Annotated in this window: 13 protein-coding genes; 8 read left to right on the forward strand and 5 right to left on the reverse strand. The window is 44.1% G+C overall.

All coding sequences use genetic code 11. The features are described 5' to 3' along the window. Positions 1-551 precede the first annotated feature (551 nt). The 4 genes from KYS23_RS14780 (at position 552) to KYS23_RS14795 (ending at position 4,826) form a co-directional block, all read left to right on the forward strand. Positions 552-1,964, forward strand: coding sequence for an alkaline phosphatase PhoX (locus tag KYS23_RS14780; protein ID WP_218419205.1), 1,413 nt, complete (start codon positions 552-554; stop codon positions 1,962-1,964). Positions 1,965-2,349: 385 nt separating this feature from the next. Next, the gene (locus KYS23_RS14785) at positions 2,350-2,502 is read left to right on the forward strand and encodes a hypothetical protein (RefSeq protein WP_159533405.1); all 153 of its coding nucleotides are present in this window, start codon (positions 2,350-2,352) and stop codon (positions 2,500-2,502) included. Between the two features lie 48 nt (positions 2,503-2,550). Continuing rightward, on the forward strand, positions 2,551-4,113 hold the full coding sequence (locus KYS23_RS14790; protein ID WP_246604426.1) for a catalase: 1,563 nt from the start codon (positions 2,551-2,553) through the stop codon (positions 4,111-4,113). 149 nt (positions 4,114-4,262) lie between these two features. Next, on the forward strand, positions 4,263-4,826 hold the full coding sequence (locus KYS23_RS14795) for an ankyrin repeat domain-containing protein (protein WP_218419214.1): 564 nt from the start codon (positions 4,263-4,265) through the stop codon (positions 4,824-4,826). A 100-nt stretch (positions 4,827-4,926) separates the two neighbouring features. Here KYS23_RS14795 and KYS23_RS14800 read toward each other — a convergent pair whose 3' ends face one another. Both KYS23_RS14800 and KYS23_RS14805 read right to left on the reverse strand, forming a co-directional pair. After that, positions 4,927-6,564: an alkaline phosphatase D family protein gene (locus KYS23_RS14800; RefSeq protein WP_218419215.1), complete on the reverse strand. Its 1,638-nt coding sequence runs from the start codon at positions 6,562-6,564 to the stop codon at positions 4,927-4,929. Between the two features lie 79 nt (positions 6,565-6,643). After that, the gene (locus tag KYS23_RS14805; protein WP_218419217.1) at positions 6,644-8,899 is read right to left on the reverse strand and encodes a metallophosphoesterase; all 2,256 of its coding nucleotides are present in this window, start codon (positions 8,897-8,899) and stop codon (positions 6,644-6,646) included. A 157-nt stretch (positions 8,900-9,056) separates the two neighbouring features. Here KYS23_RS14805 and KYS23_RS14810 point away from each other — a divergent pair, with 157 nt between their 5' ends. The 4 genes from KYS23_RS14810 to KYS23_RS14825 all read left to right on the forward strand — a co-directional run bounded on the left by KYS23_RS14810 (position 9,057) and on the right by KYS23_RS14825 (position 14,617). Continuing rightward, a complete protein-coding gene (locus KYS23_RS14810; RefSeq protein WP_218419219.1) occupies positions 9,057-10,565 on the forward strand; it encodes an ethylbenzene dehydrogenase-related protein in 1,509 nt (502 codons plus the stop codon). 37 nt (positions 10,566-10,602) lie between these two features. After that, positions 10,603-11,238, forward strand: coding sequence for an Lcl C-terminal domain-containing protein (locus KYS23_RS14815; protein ID WP_159533398.1), 636 nt, complete (start codon positions 10,603-10,605; stop codon positions 11,236-11,238). 165 nt (positions 11,239-11,403) lie between these two features. Further along, positions 11,404-11,925: a hypothetical protein gene (locus KYS23_RS14820; RefSeq protein WP_159533396.1), complete on the forward strand. Its 522-nt coding sequence runs from the start codon at positions 11,404-11,406 to the stop codon at positions 11,923-11,925. 238 nt (positions 11,926-12,163) lie between these two features. Continuing rightward, positions 12,164-14,617, forward strand: coding sequence for a S8 family serine peptidase (locus KYS23_RS14825; RefSeq protein ID WP_218419221.1), 2,454 nt, complete (start codon positions 12,164-12,166; stop codon positions 14,615-14,617). Between the two features lie 9 nt (positions 14,618-14,626). Here KYS23_RS14825 and KYS23_RS14830 read toward each other — a convergent pair whose 3' ends face one another. From KYS23_RS14830 to KYS23_RS14840, 3 genes are read right to left on the reverse strand one after another with little or no spacing between them, the layout of a single operon-like run. After that, complete coding sequence (locus KYS23_RS14830) at positions 14,627-15,256, reverse strand: response regulator (RefSeq protein ID WP_159533392.1); 630 nt, start codon at positions 15,254-15,256, stop codon at positions 14,627-14,629. Continuing rightward, the gene (locus KYS23_RS14835) at positions 15,253-15,942 is read right to left on the reverse strand and encodes a sensor histidine kinase (RefSeq protein WP_159533390.1); all 690 of its coding nucleotides are present in this window, start codon (positions 15,940-15,942) and stop codon (positions 15,253-15,255) included. The genes KYS23_RS14830 and KYS23_RS14835 overlap by 4 nt, the downstream gene beginning before the upstream one ends. After that, positions 15,935-19,057 (reverse strand): serine/threonine-protein kinase, encoded by a 3,123-nt coding sequence (locus tag KYS23_RS14840; protein ID WP_246604421.1) that lies wholly within the window; start codon positions 19,055-19,057, stop codon positions 15,935-15,937. Before KYS23_RS14840 ends, KYS23_RS14835 begins: the two co-directional genes overlap by 8 nt. Between the last annotated feature and the right edge of the window lie 67 nt (positions 19,058-19,124).

The following is a 19,124-nucleotide window of genomic DNA, read 5'->3' on the forward strand; positions in this document are numbered from 1 at the left end:
AGTGATTAATCCCATCAGAAATGCGGCGTGAATCCATCAATGGAGCCTGTGCAGTCGCATCTATGCTGTGGAAGGTTTTAGATGGGGGCTACTCCCTCTCTTGTAAATGCCAGCATCTACTATTGCTATAGTAGGGGATAACCCATCCATGGGGCCTTCGCTATAGCATCCATGCTGTAGAAAGTTTCCTAAGTGCTCAAAACTCTATTTAACAATGAGAAGTTTGATATGAAGCCTAAGCTGCACTCAAAAGCTGACTCATTTTAGTTTTATCACTCTGAACTCATCCCTTATCTCTCGGTCTATTGCCATGTGTTTTCACCAACACAAGTAAACTTTGTCGTGCTTTTCTTTAAATATCATAGACCGGTTTAACTGCAATGGGTTACTAGGGTAGCTATCTTCTATAAAAACATCGGTAATTGTCATAGAGAAAAGGTAACAAACGTTATAATGTAACAATAGTGTGTGATGATAGATGCAGGCAGTATTTGGTTTAATCGGGTACACGTAAATCAGGTGCGTAAGTATTAGTACAAAGAGTGATAATAATGATTAATAGAAGGCAGTTTTTTAAAGGGGCGGGTACCTTGGCATTTGCTGGGTTGGCATCAAGTGCGTTGGGTAAGGCGAATGCGGGTGTGTTAACGCCAACCACCAGAGGCTATGGGCCACTTGTGCCTGATCCTAAGAAACTTCTCGATTTACCTCAGGGTTTTAGTTACCAGGTTATCTCTGAACTGGGTGATGCCATGAGCGATGGATTAAATGTGCCCGATAGAGCTGACGGCATGGGATGTTTCTCGCTAGGTAACAATAAGGTTGCCTTAGTACGAAATCACGAGTTACAGGCTGCTCATCTATCTATCCAGCCTGAATCTATTCAAACTCATACTACTGATTTAGCTTACGATAAATTTGAAAACGGTGTCGCGCTGCCAGGAGGCACCACCACGCTGGTTTATAATCTCGATACCAAGGTTGTTGAAAAAGAGTTTGTTAGCTTAGTCGGTACTATTCGCAACTGTGCTGGCGGTATTACGCCTTGGGGGACGTGGTTAACGTGCGAAGAATCGGTCGATAAACCTAACGGTGTTATTTCGAAAGAGCATGGCTATATCTTTGAAGTACCTGCTGATGCTGAGACGTTAGTAGAGGCTAAACCGCTTAAGGCTATGGGGCGGTTTAATCATGAAGCGGCTTGTGTCGACCCAGAAACGGGTATTGTTTATTTAACGGAAGACAGAGGTGATAGTTTGTTTTATCGCTTTATTCCTAATGTTAAAGGCCAGCTGGATAAAGGCGGTAAGTTACAGGCTTTGCGCATAAAAGGTGTGCCTCAGTTCGACTCTCGTAACTGGGATAAGGCGCGTATGAATCTGGGAGAATGGTTAAATGTGGATTGGGTTGATTTACATACCCCAGAAAGCCCTAATGATGACTTGCGCGTTCAAGGTTATAAGGCGGGCGCAACGTTGTTTGCTCGAGGTGAAGGGCTGCATTGGGGCAGCAACGAGCTTTATTTTTGCTGTACCAATGGTGGGGCAAAGCAACTAGGTCAGATAATGCGTTACCAGCCACACCGCTCTCAATCACAAGGCTCTCAACCACAAAGGTCTCAGCAACAAGGCGCTACAGCTGATTCTGCTTCAAGCCTAGAGACCTCTGGTGGCAGATTACAATTATTCGTTGAAAGTGATGACGCTAGCTTATTTAACTTTGGCGATAATCTAACAGTAAGCCCTAATGGCCATTTGATTGTATGTGAAGACCAGTACACCGAAGTGGTAGATAACCACCTTCGCGGGGTTACACCAGAGGGCGATATTTATAACGTTGCCAAACTACACGCGCAAACCGAACTTGCCGGCGCGTGCTTCACTAACGACGGCAGTGTGTTGTTCGTGAATATGTACTCTCCCAGTAAGACCTTGGCCATTACAGGCCCCTGGATGGCGCTTTAACTAGCACCATGTTCAAGTAACTGATTATCGGTAATGTGCTTTGTGTATGTGAAGTACATTACCTTTCTGTCTATCTTCCTACCTACCTTTGCTTCTGCCTTTGACCCCTTTGTGTATTCTCTTATCTACCATCGTTGTCACTCTGAAATAAGTATCAAAGATACTAACCTTTTGGTGTTAAGTTAAAAATTGACTTGTTAATTAAACTATCGAACAAATCGCAAATTTTCCCAAGCTCACCCAGTCTAAAATACCAATCGAAAAACTCAATCAGTTTTCTATTCTTTAGTCACATCTATAAATCAAATTAAGTTAATCAATTAATGTCATTTTAATAGTTTTCGCAGAACGTGAATAATCCTCGCATCTAACAAGGAGAGCTGATGTGAGCACAATTTTAAAAAAACTTACACCGCACAAATTCGTTGCTAAACCAGCACAATCGGTTTGCAACTATGCAAATAACTATTATGGCGACCAAGTTTGTGTCGCTCAGAAAACCCCGACCAATAAAACTCGTTTTTCAGGAGCAGCATAAATGAAGCGATCGTTTACCCGTAGTATTATAAGTTGTGTAACCGTAGGTATGTTAAGCATGGGCTTAACTGCTCAAGCGGATACCCTTACTCGTCAAAATGGCGCACCAGTTGGTGATAACCAGAACTCGCAAACTGCTGGTCCTTGGGGCCCTGTGCTTTTACAAGATTCTCACCTAATTGAGAAGCTAGCGGCGTTTGACCGTGAGCGTATTCCAGAGCGTGTGGTTCATGCCCGTGGTGTCGGTATTCATGGTTACTATGAAAACTACGAAGATTTGTCTGACGATACAGTTGCTGCACCTTTCCAAGGTGAAGGTAAAAAGACCGAAGTATTCGTGCGCTTTTCATCAGTAGTACACGGCCACCTTTCGCCTGAAACACTTCGTGATCCTCGTGGTTTCGCCGTTAAATTCTACACCGAACAAGGAAACTGGGATTTAGTCGGTAACAACTTCCCTGTGTTCTTTATCCGTGATGCAATTAAATTCCCAGATATGGTTCACGCATTTAAACCGTCTCCGGTAACCAACAAGCAAGATGCTAAGCGTGTATTCGACTTCTTCTCGCATGTTCCAGAGTCTACGCACACACTAACCATGTTGTTCTCTGACTATGGTACGCCTGCAAGCTACCTAAATATGGATGGTTCAGGTGTTCACGCATTCAAATTTGTTGATGATGAAGGCAATGTTAAATACGTGAAATTTACGTGGAAAGCGAACCAACCTATTAAGAACTTCACTGCTGAAGAAGCAATGAAACAACAAGGTATGGATTTCCAGCCACACACTACTGACGTTTACACTCGCATTGGTGAGAAAGGCGAAACCGCTTCATGGGATTTGTATTTGCAAGAACTTGAGCCAGAACAGTTAGACGATTTTGACTTCAACCCGTTAGATACCACAAAGATCTGGCCTGAGAAGTTAGTTGCTTCACGCAAAATTGGTCGTATGGTGTTAAACCGTGTACCTGACAACTTCTTTGAAGAAACTGAGCAAGCTGCATTTGCACCAAGCAACTTAATTCCAGGTATTGAGCCGTCAGAAGATAGAATGCTACAAGGTCGTTTGTTCTCTTATGCTGATACCCAGCGCTACCGTTTAGGTGTTAACGCTTACCGTATTCCGGTAAACGCGCCTAAAAATGTTGAGATTAATAACCACGAGCAGCATGGCCAGCTTCGTACTACATCAACTAACCGTGATGTTAACTACCAGCCTAGCCGTCGCTTAGACTTGAATGAAGATCCAGCATACCGTTACTCAAGCAAGCCGCTTGCAGGTATGACACAGCAAATTCCTTTCTACAAGGAACAGAACTTCAAACAAGCGGGTGAGTTCTATCGCAACCTTGATAAGCAAGGTCGTAAGAACTTGATCAACAACATGGGTGGTGCATTAGCATCGGTACCTGAAGAAGAGATTCGCGTTATCATCAGTGCATTCATGTACAACGCTGATAAAGAATACGGCACCGGCGTTGCTAAGCTAGCTAAGGTTTCTATCTCGCAAGTACGTGCAGAAGCAAAAGCACTAATGGACGAGCAAGCAGCCCGCGCTGCTAAAGCGAAGAAAGTAGCGGAAAGCTTAACTGCCCTTATGCAATAAGTAACACCACTATCAACTCGCCCTACCTATTTAGGTAGGGCAGTTATCGTTATCAAAGACTTCGTTTGAACCACCTGTTTTACCTTGTAGCTTTTTTCATATCAACTACTCATATTTATCATTGCCAACGACGACACAGGAGACCCACAATGCACATCGTTAAACGCACACTATTGTTTTTTACTTTAATGCTTAGCGTGAGCCTATGTCATGCGCAATCCAGTATTGATGACCTGAAAGCGCACTATTTTGATGCCGCTCGTGAGGGCAATGTTGAGTTGCTTCAAGCCTTTTATCAGGCAGGTCTTGATGGAAACGTAGCTGACGATAAAGGTTATACCGCACTTATTCTAGCCGCTTACCATGGCCACAACGATGCGGTTACTTATTTACTTGGCAAGGAAAATATCAATGCCTGCCAGGAAGATAACAAAGGTAACACCGCACTAATGGGGGCTATTTTCAAAGGGCATTTGAGTGTGGCTAGAAAACTGATGTTTGCACAATGCAATATCGATGAAACTAACTCTCAAGGTCAAACGGCACTCATGTTCGCTAGTTTGTTCGATAGGCAGTCTTTAGTGAATGAGCTAATTGAGCAAGGCGCTAACCCCCAGCACAAAGACTTGGCAGGTAACTCAGTGGCCGATATTGCGTTATCGCAAGGCAATTATAAGTTGGCTAAGTCGTTAAATGAATCAAATACTAATTAACGACAATTAATTACGAATCAATTCAAATGGGGCATACGCCCCATTTTTGTTTTTTGAGCTTTATAACCTAAAAACACAATCTTGGCGGCAAGCTACCTTTTTACTTAAACGGATTGTGTGTGTAATCGAAAGATACTCCAAGCGATGGCTGTTCCGATAGACGTTGGCTACCGCTAACTGTATACATGCTTTTAGCTAATCGTGCCGTATAACGAGGATCTTCAATCGTATCAACGTACCACCAATCGCAAACTACCTTGTGGCGGGTAACATCCACTACCATAAAACCATGGGTTTTAAGTTCGACGTATTTCATGTGGGGGTTCATAGTAGGAATAAGCAAGGCGAGTGGGTCTGCAATTTCATCAGGAAACCCAGGTGATGTTACTGATGGAGTCACAAACTCTACCGCTAAAGGCGATTCTCCTAAGCGAATTCTATCGTTATAGGTATACCCGTTAGTACTGTCTTCGAATACTTCCATTCCCCAAGAGGTATGAATATCGCCAGTAAGCACTACCGTATTTTCTATTTTATAGGCTTTAATTACATCCAAAATGCGCTGCCGAGATTCTGGGTATCCATCCCATTGATCCATATTCAGCGCAACAAGATCTTGCGTAAGTGGAATACCCGCTGCAGATAGGTTTGGAGCATTGATGCCTTTTAACTGGCCAAACATAACCTGTTGCCCTAGAAAGCGCCAATGTGCATTAGAAGCTGCAAGATTATCGAGTAACCAGCGTTCTTGTTCGTCACCCAGTAGTGTGCGGTTACTGTCACTACGCTCTGGCGCAACAGATGAATCTACTTGCGCATCTCTTCCTTCAATGCGTGTGTCTAACATAAAAAGGTCGAGTAACCCTCCCCATTCAAACTGGCGATAAATACTTCCTTCTCGTATTGGCATCCATTCATAGTAGGCTTTAATTGCAAAATGCTTACGCTGCTGATAATCCCCTTCGCCTTCATTGTGATTTTCAGCCCCATCTTTATAGGCGTCGTTAGTAATTTCATGATCATCCCATACGGTAATAAAGGGATGCAAAGCATGAAGTTTGGCTAAGTCGGGGTCGGTCTTATACTGTGCGTGGCGAGTGCGGTAATCGCTTAGCGTAGTTATTTCTTTATCAGGAAGTGGGGCGCGGCCAAGTCTCGAACCATCACCATATTCATCTTCTGCATACTCATATAAGTAATCGCCCAAGTGTAAAATGGCATCAAGATTATCAATATTGGTTAGCGCATGGTACACATTGAAATAGCCTTCAGGGTAGTTTGAGCAAGATACAACCGCAAAGCGCGCATGTGTCGCCTCAAGTGGTGCTGTCTTGGTTTTACCAATACGGCTTCTATAACCTGATACTTCGAACTGGTAGTAATAGCTAGTGTTGGGAGTTAATTTTTCCACGTCAACTTTAACCGTAAAGTCGCGCTCGCTAGAGGCTTGTACCACACCTGTTGCAACCAAGTTAGTCATGCCCTCGTCAGTAGCAACGTAGAAATTAACCGGTACGGTGTCTGTGCAAGAACTTACTCTCGTCCAGATTATGACGGCGTTAGGTAACGGGTCGCCACTGGCTACGCCGTGTTTAAAATAGTGCTGATTATCAGTTTTGTAATTAGCCAGCAAACTAGAATGTAGTGGCGTGGATAGGGCATTAACTGAAAGTAGCGTAGCAGAAGCGCCCATGTAGCGTGCAGAATGTCGAAAGAAATTACGTCTTGAAATATTCATTGTTTTTGTCCAAAGCGATGAAGGTGAGTGCTGTCGCTTTTATCACCCTCACAGCAATAAAATGTTAATTAAGTAGGGCTTATTTTTCAGTAATGGTAAGTGATGCGCCGCTGTATAGGCTATGAGCGTGAATGCCTATTGAAACAGGTGTACCCTCTGGTACTTCGAGTAAACACACTTCACTTTCGTGTTTTAGATAAGGGCGGCATTCATAGTGATTAAGACTGACTATACCGTTTTTCAGTACATATAAATCGGGGTCGCCATACCCTGAACGTAAAACAAATTCGAGTGAACGCGCTCGCGAAACTTCAGGAATATGGTAAGTAAGGAAATCACCCTTATTCGCGTTGAGTTCGGTAATTTGGGATGGCACGGCTAGAGAATTACTAGGCTGTTCGAAGCACGCCGCAGTGGCACTAAAGCGAGTGCGCAGTGTAGCAGCATTATGATTTTCGCTATCACTAACAAAGCGGTTCACTATTGGATGGGTTGCACTAATGCCAAACCCGAAAGCGTGGTATTGCTGAAATTGTGCGTTTAGTTTTGCGAGCGTCACTTCATTGAATGTGAAGGTGATAGTATTTCCTGCCGCAATGGTTTCAAAGCTGTCGAACTCCCCACTTGATGCACTTGAGAATAGGATGTTGCCTGTAGTCCAGTTCACTGCGCTTTCACTGAATTGAGGCTCAATCAATGCTAGGTTCAACATGACACCAAGTTCAGCGAAAGTGGCACCGGTCTCAGTTAAGGCTGAAATATTAGATTCGATCGTTGAATCGGTAGGTTGTACCGACAGAGTCAGATTCGCTTCAGTTAACGTTGCACAGGTACCCACTACATCAGGAGTGAATTTGAGTAGCGCTTTTGTTTCACCATAGGTGACATCGGTATTTCCCACTCGCATGCCTGTAGGGTAGGCATTGTAGTTTTTGGTAGGCTGTTCGCTTGCAATGAAACTATCATCGGAGACACTTAGTACAAACTCTCTTTCATTATCGGCGAGTTGTTTTGCATGTTGGGTTAACCCAGTGGTAGTTTTAATTAGCGGGAATACATCGCCAATCCCGTTGGCCGACCACCATGCTACCTTTTCTGGTAGCGCTAGCGGGTCTTGCTCGCGATCATCAGCAGAGAGCGCACGGGCGTTATCATCAAATTGAGCTGTGCGTATCAATATAGACTCTTGGGTAACGCTCAATACTTTAAACTGCTGAATACTGGCAAGATCAATTGTCCAAGGAAAAGCCTGATTGGCTGAACGAGCAGGTGCCCCCCAGCTTCCTTCTCCAACAAATACCGTGCCGCCGTTGTTAGCTTGAAGATATTCAATGCCGGTTTCTGCTGGTTTTAGCGGGTGTGTAAGTTTATTGATGTGAGTGTCCGATTCTACCACTAGGTTCATGTTGTGTTTGTAGAACAAGGACGCCCACCAGTTAAATAGACCTTCGTTGCTAGGTTTACCGTCATAATGAGGAAAAATAGGTTTGTGGTATTGGGCTACGCGCCAAAGCGGAGCATTGGCATATGTACTTAAATCATCAGCCAGCCAATCGTTCATTTGTGTCGCTAGAACTGACCATCCACTTTCTTGAAATTGACTGTTCAGGGTATACACACGGATTAAATCGTTGATGGTCATTGCACCATAGGCGTCCTGTTCGTTGCATTCGCCATCTTGAAAGTAGTCAACGCCAAACACCTCGCATAATGTTGCGTAGTTGGTGTCTTCATGATTTCCGTGGGTAGGAACAATGGGGTAGATACGCTTGTAGCCGATGTTATCAATGGTGTCATCAGAGAAAGTGAGTTGCCAATCCGCTAGGAAGCCAGCCATTTCAAAAGGAGTGTTTCCATTCGTGAAGTCACCGCCGTGCATAATAAATAGTGGGCGTATTTTGGCTACAAGACGGTTTCCATCCTGACGTGTAGTCCAGCCTGTTCGGGTATCACCTCCTGCAATAGCAACGAATGGCTTTGGATAATCGGCAGCGGTTTTGAACCACATTCGTTGGCCGCACCCGTCTTGATCACAAACATGAAAGTAAATATTACTATCTGCGGGCAGGTTTTCCAGCCTGACAAAGTGTGACTCAAGCGTAAAGAAGGTGGCATTTAGCGATACATCAGCTTTTTGCCAAGAGACTTGGTTAGGAGTCGATCCATACATGACATAAGGAGCAATACTCAACCCCTTCGGGCTAAAGCCAATAACGGCTTCGTGTTGCGGGTTTTTATCCCAACTCAATCGGTAGAGGTGGGTGGCAGCTTGTACTGAATTCATCGTTAAAAAAAGCAATACGGGTATAAGAATACTAGCAAGTAACATTTTCATTTGAGTGCCTAAAGCAGCTATAAATTGATGCCGCGTATTGAATGAAATTTAAAGAGGAGGAGAAATGGGGGGATCACCCTATTGTGGGGTGAGTCATAAAAAATTAATAATTCTGTAGCATTTTAACTCATTCACTTTTCTGCTTAACAGGCCTTGTATGAAGTCACGTTCTTTGTTTCTGGTAAGCCATTTCGTTGTATTGATTTGCGTGGTTATTTTGCTTTTATCAGGGCTTCGGATCGCGACTTTACAGCATAGTTTTTGGCTGCATGTAAGCTGGCTTCTTCCTCAGGGGTTAGTGCATCTTTGGCATATTTTGGCAGCATCATTCCTGTTGCTCGCGTTACCTATTATGTTGTGGTGTCTATACAACAAGCGCCAAGAAAATGGGGCTTTTAAAGCATGGAACAAGCTAGGGTCATATCTGTTAGTTGTATCTTGCACTACTGGTTTACTACAGGTGTTTTCTGAAGCGGCGCAGGCTCAAGTTAAGTGGGTACATTATTATGCCGCACTAGGGCTGCTTCTCTTTTTTCTATTACACCCTATTCGTTACTATTTAACTAAGCCTTTACGGGTTTTATCGACTTACTTGCTCTCGCCATTTTTCAATAAACAAAATGTCGGGTTGCTGCTAATTACCATTGTTATCGGTGCGGCAATAAGTGCGTACATACTATCTAAACCGGATAAGTTAGTTGTGTACCAGATTGAGAATGATAGCTTTATTCGAATAGATGGAAAGGATGACGAGCTTGATTGGCAAAGCGCTAATGAAGTATCAATAGGGACGTTTGGTGGCGCTAACTTTAATAATGGCGCATCGAAGGTTAGCGTTAAAGCATTACACAATGAATCTGAAATATATTTCTTTATTCGATGGCAAGACCCATCGGAAAGTTTACTTCACCTGCCTTTAATCAAAACGAACAAGGGGTGGAAGGTGAAAGAAAATGGATTTGCGCACAATAATGAACTGAGCTTTTATGAAGATAAATTTGCCATGTTACTCTCGAAAAGTTGCTTTATTGCCGCAGCAGGCACTGCACACCTAGGGGCTAATCCTTTAAAAGGGAAGCCTGCTAATACACACAAGAAAGGTTATCACTACAGCCACTCTCGCACCGCAGATCTCTGGCACTGGAAAGCAGTGCGAACCAATAATATGTTTATCATGGACGATAATTTTATTGGTAAACCTACAGCACCTATAGCAGGCATGTCTCGCTATACTGCGGGTTATCGTCAGGATAGTTCATTAGGAGGAAGTTACATCATGAATTGGAAATGGTACTCCCCTAAAGGTATTGAGCCTAAGCGCCTGCCTCGTTTCACTGAAACTTCAGCTGAGGGAGAACGGACTTGGTTTAGTTACAAAGCGTATTCGCCGACGGACGATGATTATTCAGTGGGTAGTACATTACCCTCAGTATTGTATCGTTCAAATCAATTAGAGGGAGGGCGAGCACATGTCAGAGCGCGAGGGCTTTACGACTCTGGTTATTGGCACCTTGAGGTGGTAAGAAAAAAGCAAACCCAAGATGATTTAGATATCGCCGTCGAGGATGGAGTATGCATGTGGTTAAGCGCCTTCGATCATGCACAAATTGCGCATACACGCCACGTAAGACCTCTCCAATTACGCTACCAAACGCAATCTAAGTAATGCTTATTTTAATACCAACTGTATGGGAGTTGCTATTGTGAAAAAGCGTATTGTGCTGCGCGCTGGGCTGTTAATCACCATGCTGGTTATTTTAAGGTTATTGAGCATACCTGCGCTGCCAGAACCACCCCTTGAAACAAGCCGGTTCGTAAAAGTAGACCCTAAAGGCACAGAGATAGAAGAAAATGATGGCCCTTGGCATTGTATTAAAGACAATGAACAACGTCTGTACTGGATGGTGGGGCGAGATGATGAATCGCCTTTTGATAGTTATTGGACATACAGTTGGTATTCATCTTCATTGCATATTGGTGAGCCTCATAAAGGTAGTTGTTTTTATAAAACGCCAGGGTGCAATGTGAGCGATATAGTTGCACAAGCAAATTTGCAAAAAGTGTGCGGGCTCAGCACGTGGCGATTGCCGACATCTCAAGAACTGCTGTCACTAGTTCAACCCCCGACAAAGCCCGAGGGACCGTATATTCAAAGCGGATTTTTCCCCCATGCCCATAAGGGCGACTATTGGTCTGGTGATGCTGCAGAAGCGTTAATCATCAATGCCTTCACCCACCTAAACCAAGGTGCTGTTGCTGTAAGTTTTAAAGATGGCACTAAAAGAGTTCTCCCTTATAGAAACGCTGCCTTCGTTCGGCTAGTGGCCAGCGGACAATGACAGGCTAAAAAGTAGGGGGAACTCCCTATGGCTGGTTTACAACGAAGACTAGATACTAGATACCAAGTAATAAGCTTAATAGCCGCTTATACATTGAAGCTAAAAGTTAAATAAAGAATTAAAAACAACGCATTAAGCCTTAATATTTTATAAGTTGGAAACCTTATGAGAACATTATTTACGTTAATTTTGCTTACCATTGCCTCACCTACATGGGGCGCGTTAATTACCTTCGACTTTGATGAATTAACGTTAACCAACGGTTCGTCACAAGCGTTTGTTTCTGGATCTATCTCTTTTGATGACTCGGTCTCTGACTTTAGTGCCTATACATGGGAAAGTTTTGGTTTTAATTTTGAATATGATGGAGATACCTTCCTACTTGATGAAGATCATTTAAGCGATATTGAAATAATTGATCTAGACGACCTTATTTTCGGTGACGATGATCCAGAAGGCTTTGTCTTCACATTTTTTAACGGAGATTATGTGCTAGCTACTGGACGGGGCGGTATGGGGGGAGATGAAACCTGTTTTTATACTACTACCGATAGCTTATGTGCTAACGGGTTATTTAGTTTAACTAAAACGCCGTCACAAGATGGCTCTGTATCAGTAAGCGAGCCTCCGATACACATGTTTGTTCCATTGTTGTTGATGGTTCTTTTTTTTAAAACAAGAAAATAGTAAAACGCGAATGGTGTTGATAATACCGTTGTAGCGCATCAATACGTTCCCGCCAACCTACAAGTTTCTCGTAAGTTGGTGCCTCCACGGCCCCCACACTATTGTGGGGGCTTTTTTTATGCTCAACACAGTGTTTGGCTAGCTCGTTTTATTAGACTTATGGTTATAGGGGGAACCCCCCATAGTGTGTTCGCCTCGCTTACGAAATACTCAAAGGGTAAAAACAACGAGGTGTACTATGAAAATTTTAAACAAGAAAAATGCAATAGCAGTTGCGGTAGCATGCGCTTTACCAGCAAGCATGGTTAACGCAAAAACTTTCGATACTACGCTTGCAGATAAATTGCTAGCGGCACCAACAGAGCTACAGCAAGTGATTGTAACGTTTGAAGGAAATGGACCCCTTTCATTTGACCAATTAACCGCACTCGACGCGCTGGGTATCACATCGGGTGTTAGCCTTCAGAATTTGCCTATTGTTGGCATTATGGCCACCAAAGCACAGGTTGAAGCCCTTTATAGCCGCGACGATGTCGTGTCTGTGTGGAATAATGATCCACTGGTACTAGAAAATCATGAATCTACCCAGATTACTGGCGTGCAAGCATTACGAGCAGACCGAGATTTGCGTAATAACGGCGTACCATATTCTGGCAACGGCATTGGCGTAGTCGTTAATGATTCAGGCGTAGATGGAACACATTCCGACATTGCTTATCCTGATCACGTGGTACAAAACGTACTAGCACAAGTAAACTTAAATAGTTTTAGCGATATTTTACCCATAACTTATCAAGAAAATGTGCCTAACACCGATATCGGCGGTGGGCATGGTACTCACGTTGCTGGCACCGTTGGTGGTAATGGTGCAAAAAGTAGCGGCCTGCATGCTGGTGTGGCTCCAGGTGCTGATATCATCGGTTACGGTTCGGGTGCCGCACTATTCATATTAGACACCCTTGGTGGTTTCGATTATGCCCTTACTCACCAGTACGACTACAACATTCGTGTTATTTCTAACTCATTTGGTAATACAGGTGATGTAGGTACTGACTTTAATCCAGATGATCCAACAAATGTCGCGACGAAAGCATTGGCAGATAATGGCATTATTACGGTGTTCTCAGCAGGAAACTCAGGCTCTGGTGAGTCGACAATTACAGGTAACTTTAAAAAGGCGCCTTGGGTTATCACAGTTGCGGCTGGCGATAAGGAAGGCAATTTGGCCGACTTTAGCTCTCGTGGCGTAGATGGTAAAGGCGGCCAAGTGGTTGTCGATGGTGAAGTATTTACTTGGGAAGATCGCCCTACTATTACAGCACCTGGCGTAGACGTTATTTCTGCAAGAGCATCTACATCTAGTTTAGGTGCACTTAGCGCTTCCGATGACGCTGCGATGATAGAGCCTGCCCATTTACCTTTCTATACCGTATCAAGTGGTACTTCAATGGCGGCGCCGCATGTTTCAGGCATAGTGGCATTAATGCTAGAAGCTGACCCTAGTTTGCAGTGGGAAGATGTGAAATCAATTATTCAACAAACCGCTACACCAATGGCGGGCTTGGCTGAATGGGAAGTAGGTGCGGGTTACGCGAATGCCTATGCCGCAGTGAATGCGATTGTTAACGGCGTAGAAGTATATGGTGATACGTTAAAGCTAGACCGAAAATTTAACGGCTTTGCCAATGTATCGGAAGGCGAAAGCTTTACTCTGCCAACCACTTACCTTCCTGTTGGTGAGCCTCCGGTAGAAACCTTCGATGTTGGGCCAGACGTGTCTATGGTATTGGCAAGTGCCACGATTGAGACGGCAACGGCCTTCGTACTGGAAGATCCCGCGGGCAATCGTTACGGGTCAGGTATCGGTTTGCCGCTTCTGGGCTCTTCAGTAGGTACTGCAGCACCCGGCATGGCAGGTGAGTGGAAACTATATAGCAGCGGTATTGGAAGCGTCAGTGGTGTATCTGTTGACCCGTTGGGCGTAACGAATGGCGTGGGTATTCCCTCTACAACAGACGTGAATATTCGATTACTTGAAACTTCTGGGTATGTGGGCATTGACGATGTCGCTGGTCACCCGTCGCAGCCATACGTTGAATATGTTGTAGCCAACGAATTAATGGATGCCGCGACTGATGGCTTTAAGCCGGACGATGCACTTACACGTGTTGAATTTGCGGATGTACTTACCCTTAGCAATAGCGTACGCCAGTCTCTTGTAGGTAACACTGCGATGTTTTTTGACGTGGATTCAGCGTTTTCTGGAGCGGTTAACGCCGTAACGTCAGAAGGCGGCGTGTTGCGTGATCTTACCTTCAGTGATAGCCCTCTCATGCTTACCGGAGGTAGTGAGCATTTTGGCGCTGCCGATACTGTGACTAAAGAAACGATGGCCTATTCTTTAATACAGGCACTAGGGCTGGAAGCATCTGCACAATCTTTCGACACGGCTGAAACGCTGGTAGCCATTGTATTTGACCAAGCAGTGCCTGTTGCAGATAGTGAACTTATTGCGCCTGAAATGCGCGGCTATGTTCAGCAAGCGTTAGCCATGGGGTTAATGCAAGTGCAAGTGGAAGTAGAGCAGGGGCCATTTGATTTAGAGCCTACGCTGGTGGCTTACTTCAACCCTACTGATGAAGTGACACGCGGAGAAACAGCCTTCGTCGTGTCTCAGGCTCATCAGTTATAAAAGCAATCGCTATTCAAGAAGGCCGGCTTTGCCGGCCATTCTTATTAGCTCGGCTGAACTGCTCAAGTTGAGCTTTTTGTATATATTACTTCGGTGATTTTCAGCAGTTTTTAGGCTCATATTCAATAACTCACCTATTTTTTTGCTTGTATTACCGGCGGCAACCAAAAAGAAAACTTCGCGCTCTCGGCGCGTTAGTACGCTTAATGGACTAACGTGTTTTTGAAACTGTTCATCCTGGCTATCACTCACCCTGTCGGGGAAGAACGTTTGTCCTGCCGCCACTTTTTTTATTGCTTCAACAAGTACATCACCAGATGATTCTTTTAGCACATACCCTCTAGCCCCTGCATCACGCATGGCTTCTACATACTCAACTTCGTTATGCATCGACAACACAAGTACTTTGGCATCGCATCGCTGGGAAAGTATTTTATCAATGGCCACAAGGCCACTCATCCGAGGCATGGAAATATCCATGAGAATGACATCGGGTGAGAGTTTAACCACCGTCGATACAAGCTCGACGCCGTCATCACATTCACCAATAACACTGATGTTATCAGTGGCATTTAACATTTGTGATACGCCTTGGCGCATTAATACATGGTCGTCTGCGAGCACTACACGAATTGTCATACGGGTACCGTTACTGTTGTTCTTGTGCCTTGACCTATAGCCGACGTTAACACTAATTGTGCGTTGAACGCCTTAGCTCGATCTCGAATGCTCGATAAGCCCACACCAGGCTCTACGGTTGTTTTATCAAATCCGTCACCATTGTCCACAATATCTAAGCGAATAACATTATTATGAAAGGCAAGACTTAACGTTACTTTGCTCGCGTGGCTATGTTTTATGGTATTAACCAAGGTTTCTTGTGCAATGCGAAAGAGTAAAATACTCACATCTTTAGCAATATCTGCTGGAATATCAATGGTGCATTCATACTCGATATCTTCAGAGCTGAGCAAGTTACGGCAAAGCCAGCTTAATGCAGGTTTTAACCCCAAATCATCTAAAATGGTAGGGCTCATCAACCTCGATAATTGGCGCACATCATTTAACGCCATTTCTGCCAAACCATGCAAATTTTCAAGCTCAGGCGAATCTGCTGACAAGGCCTGCAAGCGTCGAGTTAGCCCTGTTAAAAGCTGACCAATACCATCGTGTAATTCACGGGATAACTTTGCTTTTTCAGATTCTTGTTGCGCCCATAAACGTTTAGCGAGCTTTTGAAGTGTAGCTTGTTCGTCATCAAGTCTGTTTTTTAAAGAATCTTGAAGGGCTCGAATTGAGGCCAGCTGCTGCTCAATATCACTCAAGGTAGGCCTGCCTATATTCTAATGCTTGCGTTTCAGAAAGCTGCTCTAGCCACTGTGTACGTAATGGCTGTAGTTTGGCTTCGTACTTTGGAAAAACTGAATAGTAAACGTGATTGCGCCAGTAATTGGGATGCACTGCTAATTGTTGCGCTAGGGTTTTGGCTAGCTCAGTTTTGCCGGCCCTTACCTCAAGATATAGCCAATGTAGATAAGGCTGATAATAAGTTGGCTTAATAAGCGTATTAATCGTCTGCATCACTTCACTGTCAGGCTCAAGATTAAATCGGTGTTGAATATCCAATAAAATTTTAAGTTCTGTGACTACGGGAATATGAGATGTGTCGAAAGACGGGCTAAAGCCGGTTGTATTTATTGGTTGTTGTTGATGTTGTGATGCTAACAGTAGCCACTGCATGACAGCATGCTGATCGCGCCTTTCTTTAACAACTTCGCTGTCGATACTCGAAAGCACCTCTGTTACGCATTGCCAATCTGCTGTGCGAAGACAGACTTCGCCATGCCATAAACTTACCTCAATCAGTGCTCGAGTGTCTGATGCACGCTCAGCTAATTGCTTCGCTTGCTCTATTTGGGTAAGGGCTTCAATTAACTTCCCATTAGTAAAATGGAAGTAACTTAACAGCAGGTGGTTTACCATTTTTTCTTGGTCGTTTTGCTGGTTCAACTTACCCTCAACTTCAGAAAGATAGCGGGTGGCGGCATTATTGTCGCCCTTTACTAAACTTAACTGTGCAAGGTTTTGATACGTACGAAGCAGATGAGACTGATCGTTGTTCCTCTCAAATAACGTTTTCGCCTGTTGCCAATAAATATCAGCAAGGGACAGATCGCCAATCAAAAAGTGCATATAAGCTACGTTACTCATGCTTTCTGGTTTTAGCACTTTGTCATCGATTTGTACCCGAATATCTAAACCACGTTTATAGTGCAAAAGCGCTTTTTCGAACTCACCTTGCTCTTCATAGAGAAACCCTAACGTGTCATTGATGTGAGCTTCTTGTTCCAGATCACCAATATCCATTATGAGTGACAAAGCCTCTTTTAACGAAGATTCGGCTAGTTCGATTTTGCGAGTAAGTGATGCTGCGATAGCTAAGTTGGCAAGTGTTTTGGCTCGTTCAGAAGGTTGGGATGTAGCATCCCTAAGTGATAGTGCATCTTGAAAATACGATGCTGCGGTAGCGTGCTCTGCAATACGCAAGTGAGCGATACCAAAAGCATTAAGTACTAAGCTTTCACCTACCTTGTTTTTAACTTTTCTAAAGGCAATTAGCGCTTGAGTAAGGGTTTCACTAATGGCAGTGTCAATGTTGCCATCCATTATTTGCAAACGCGCAAGTTCAAACCAAAGTTGGCCATCATTGGGACGTAATTGCAACGCGGCTTGGTAATCGTCCATGGCCAATAGTGGCTCGTTAGCCCACTGATGGATATCAGCTCGAATGGCAAGTAAGTCGGCACGATTAGGGTAATGGCTAATTAACGCATCAATGGATTGTTGGGCCAACGAAAGATTATCATCTATTTGCGCCCGAAGTAGCTCTCCCTGCAAACGCCAATACTCGCCGATGTCGGGCATTGCCATTAAGGTATCTAGAGACTCTCTGGCGACCAAAATATCGTTATTATTTAACGCTAGTTCAGCATTAGCTACCCACCCCCCAGGGTAATCTGGTGTACTGGTTATCATCGCCTCAATAGCATCTTCACGAGCGAGGGCCGGCCCGGCCTCCCAGGCATCATGTAACGCATTTAAGTAACGTAAGTCTGGGGTGTCTACCTCGGTTTTTAAATGAGAAAACAATGCTTCAACGAGCTTGTCGGCAAAGGCATCTAAATCGTTAGCCAAGCTGCTGGTAGTTATAGAATGACTTACCGTAAATATCTGCGTATTGGCCGGCATACTAAGTACGCTGGCGTGAAGTAAGTAAGACTGACTGCTAGTGGGAGTTGCATCAAGTAACAACAGACTATCGGTACCAAGGATTGCACTGAAATCCACTCTATCATTGTCATTATCCATAGGGGACAGTGCTAAATTTCCAATTATCGTAGTGCTTTCGTTTTCGCTGACCAAAGCAACATCAGGGTGGGTTGAAAGAGGGTAGCGAAGTAAGTCACTAATGGTGCCTAATAGTGGATAGTTGTTATCGTGAATTATAGCGAGTTGTAAGGTTTTACTGCCGAACCCATCCTGATTAGATTTTGTTTTATTCACCATAAAGGTAATTGCAATCGTTGCTAACACAAGTATAAAAATGATGAACACGGCTACGAATTTTGACGATGAAGCGGGCGTGTTAGCGTGGTTCAGCGCTTGTGTTAGGGTGGGGCGTTTTTCTGGAATTTGATGGGTAAGGTTACGAATAAACTGAGTTTGCTTTCTAAGCCACACAGTGTCAGATAACGAAAATGATGATAACGCCACACAACCGAGCATATCCTTAAGCACTTTACCGGCACTGTAGGTATCTGAAAATTCACCTGCCGTTCCCGAGTGAATCACTTCTGGAGCCGAGTACTGTAAATGGCCACTCGTTTGCTCACCATTTTGTTCCGATTGGCCTATGCCGAAATCAATGAGTAATAAGTTATCATTCGAATCAATAAGGATATTGTCGGGTTTTATATCACCGTGTTTAATATCTACGCTTTGACAGGTGGCAATAGCATCAAGTAATTGGTGCGACCATTTTTGATATGTGGTGCGAGAAATAGGGCGTTGAAGGCGCTCGAATAATGGCTCACCTTCTATGTACTCCATAGTGAAAAAGGCGTAATACTCGTCAGCAAATACATCGTGAACACGAATAATATTAGGGTGTTGAAGTTGTCGAGCAATAACAACTTCATTGCGAAGTACCTGCATACTGGCTGGATCAGTTGCGGCGCCAGGGATGAGTTTCAGTGCTACATCAACCGCAAGTAACTCGTCTTTGGCGGCATAAACACTGGCCTGAGTGCCTGCCCCTAACTGTTGAATAATACGAAACCTATCAGAAAGTATGGTTCCGGAGGCAAGTCTAGGCCCTGATGACAAAGCCTCAGTTTGAAAATGTTCTGGCGTTGAAGGTATATTCCCCGGCCCAGTCAAACGCATCTCCACACTACAATTACTACAGCATAGGCTTCATCTCGCGCGCTTTGCTGGGCATATCGCA

This window comes from Alteromonas lipotrueae (genome assembly GCF_019249255.1).
GTDB classification, from domain to species: Bacteria; Pseudomonadota; Gammaproteobacteria; order Enterobacterales; family Alteromonadaceae; genus Alteromonas; species Alteromonas lipotrueae.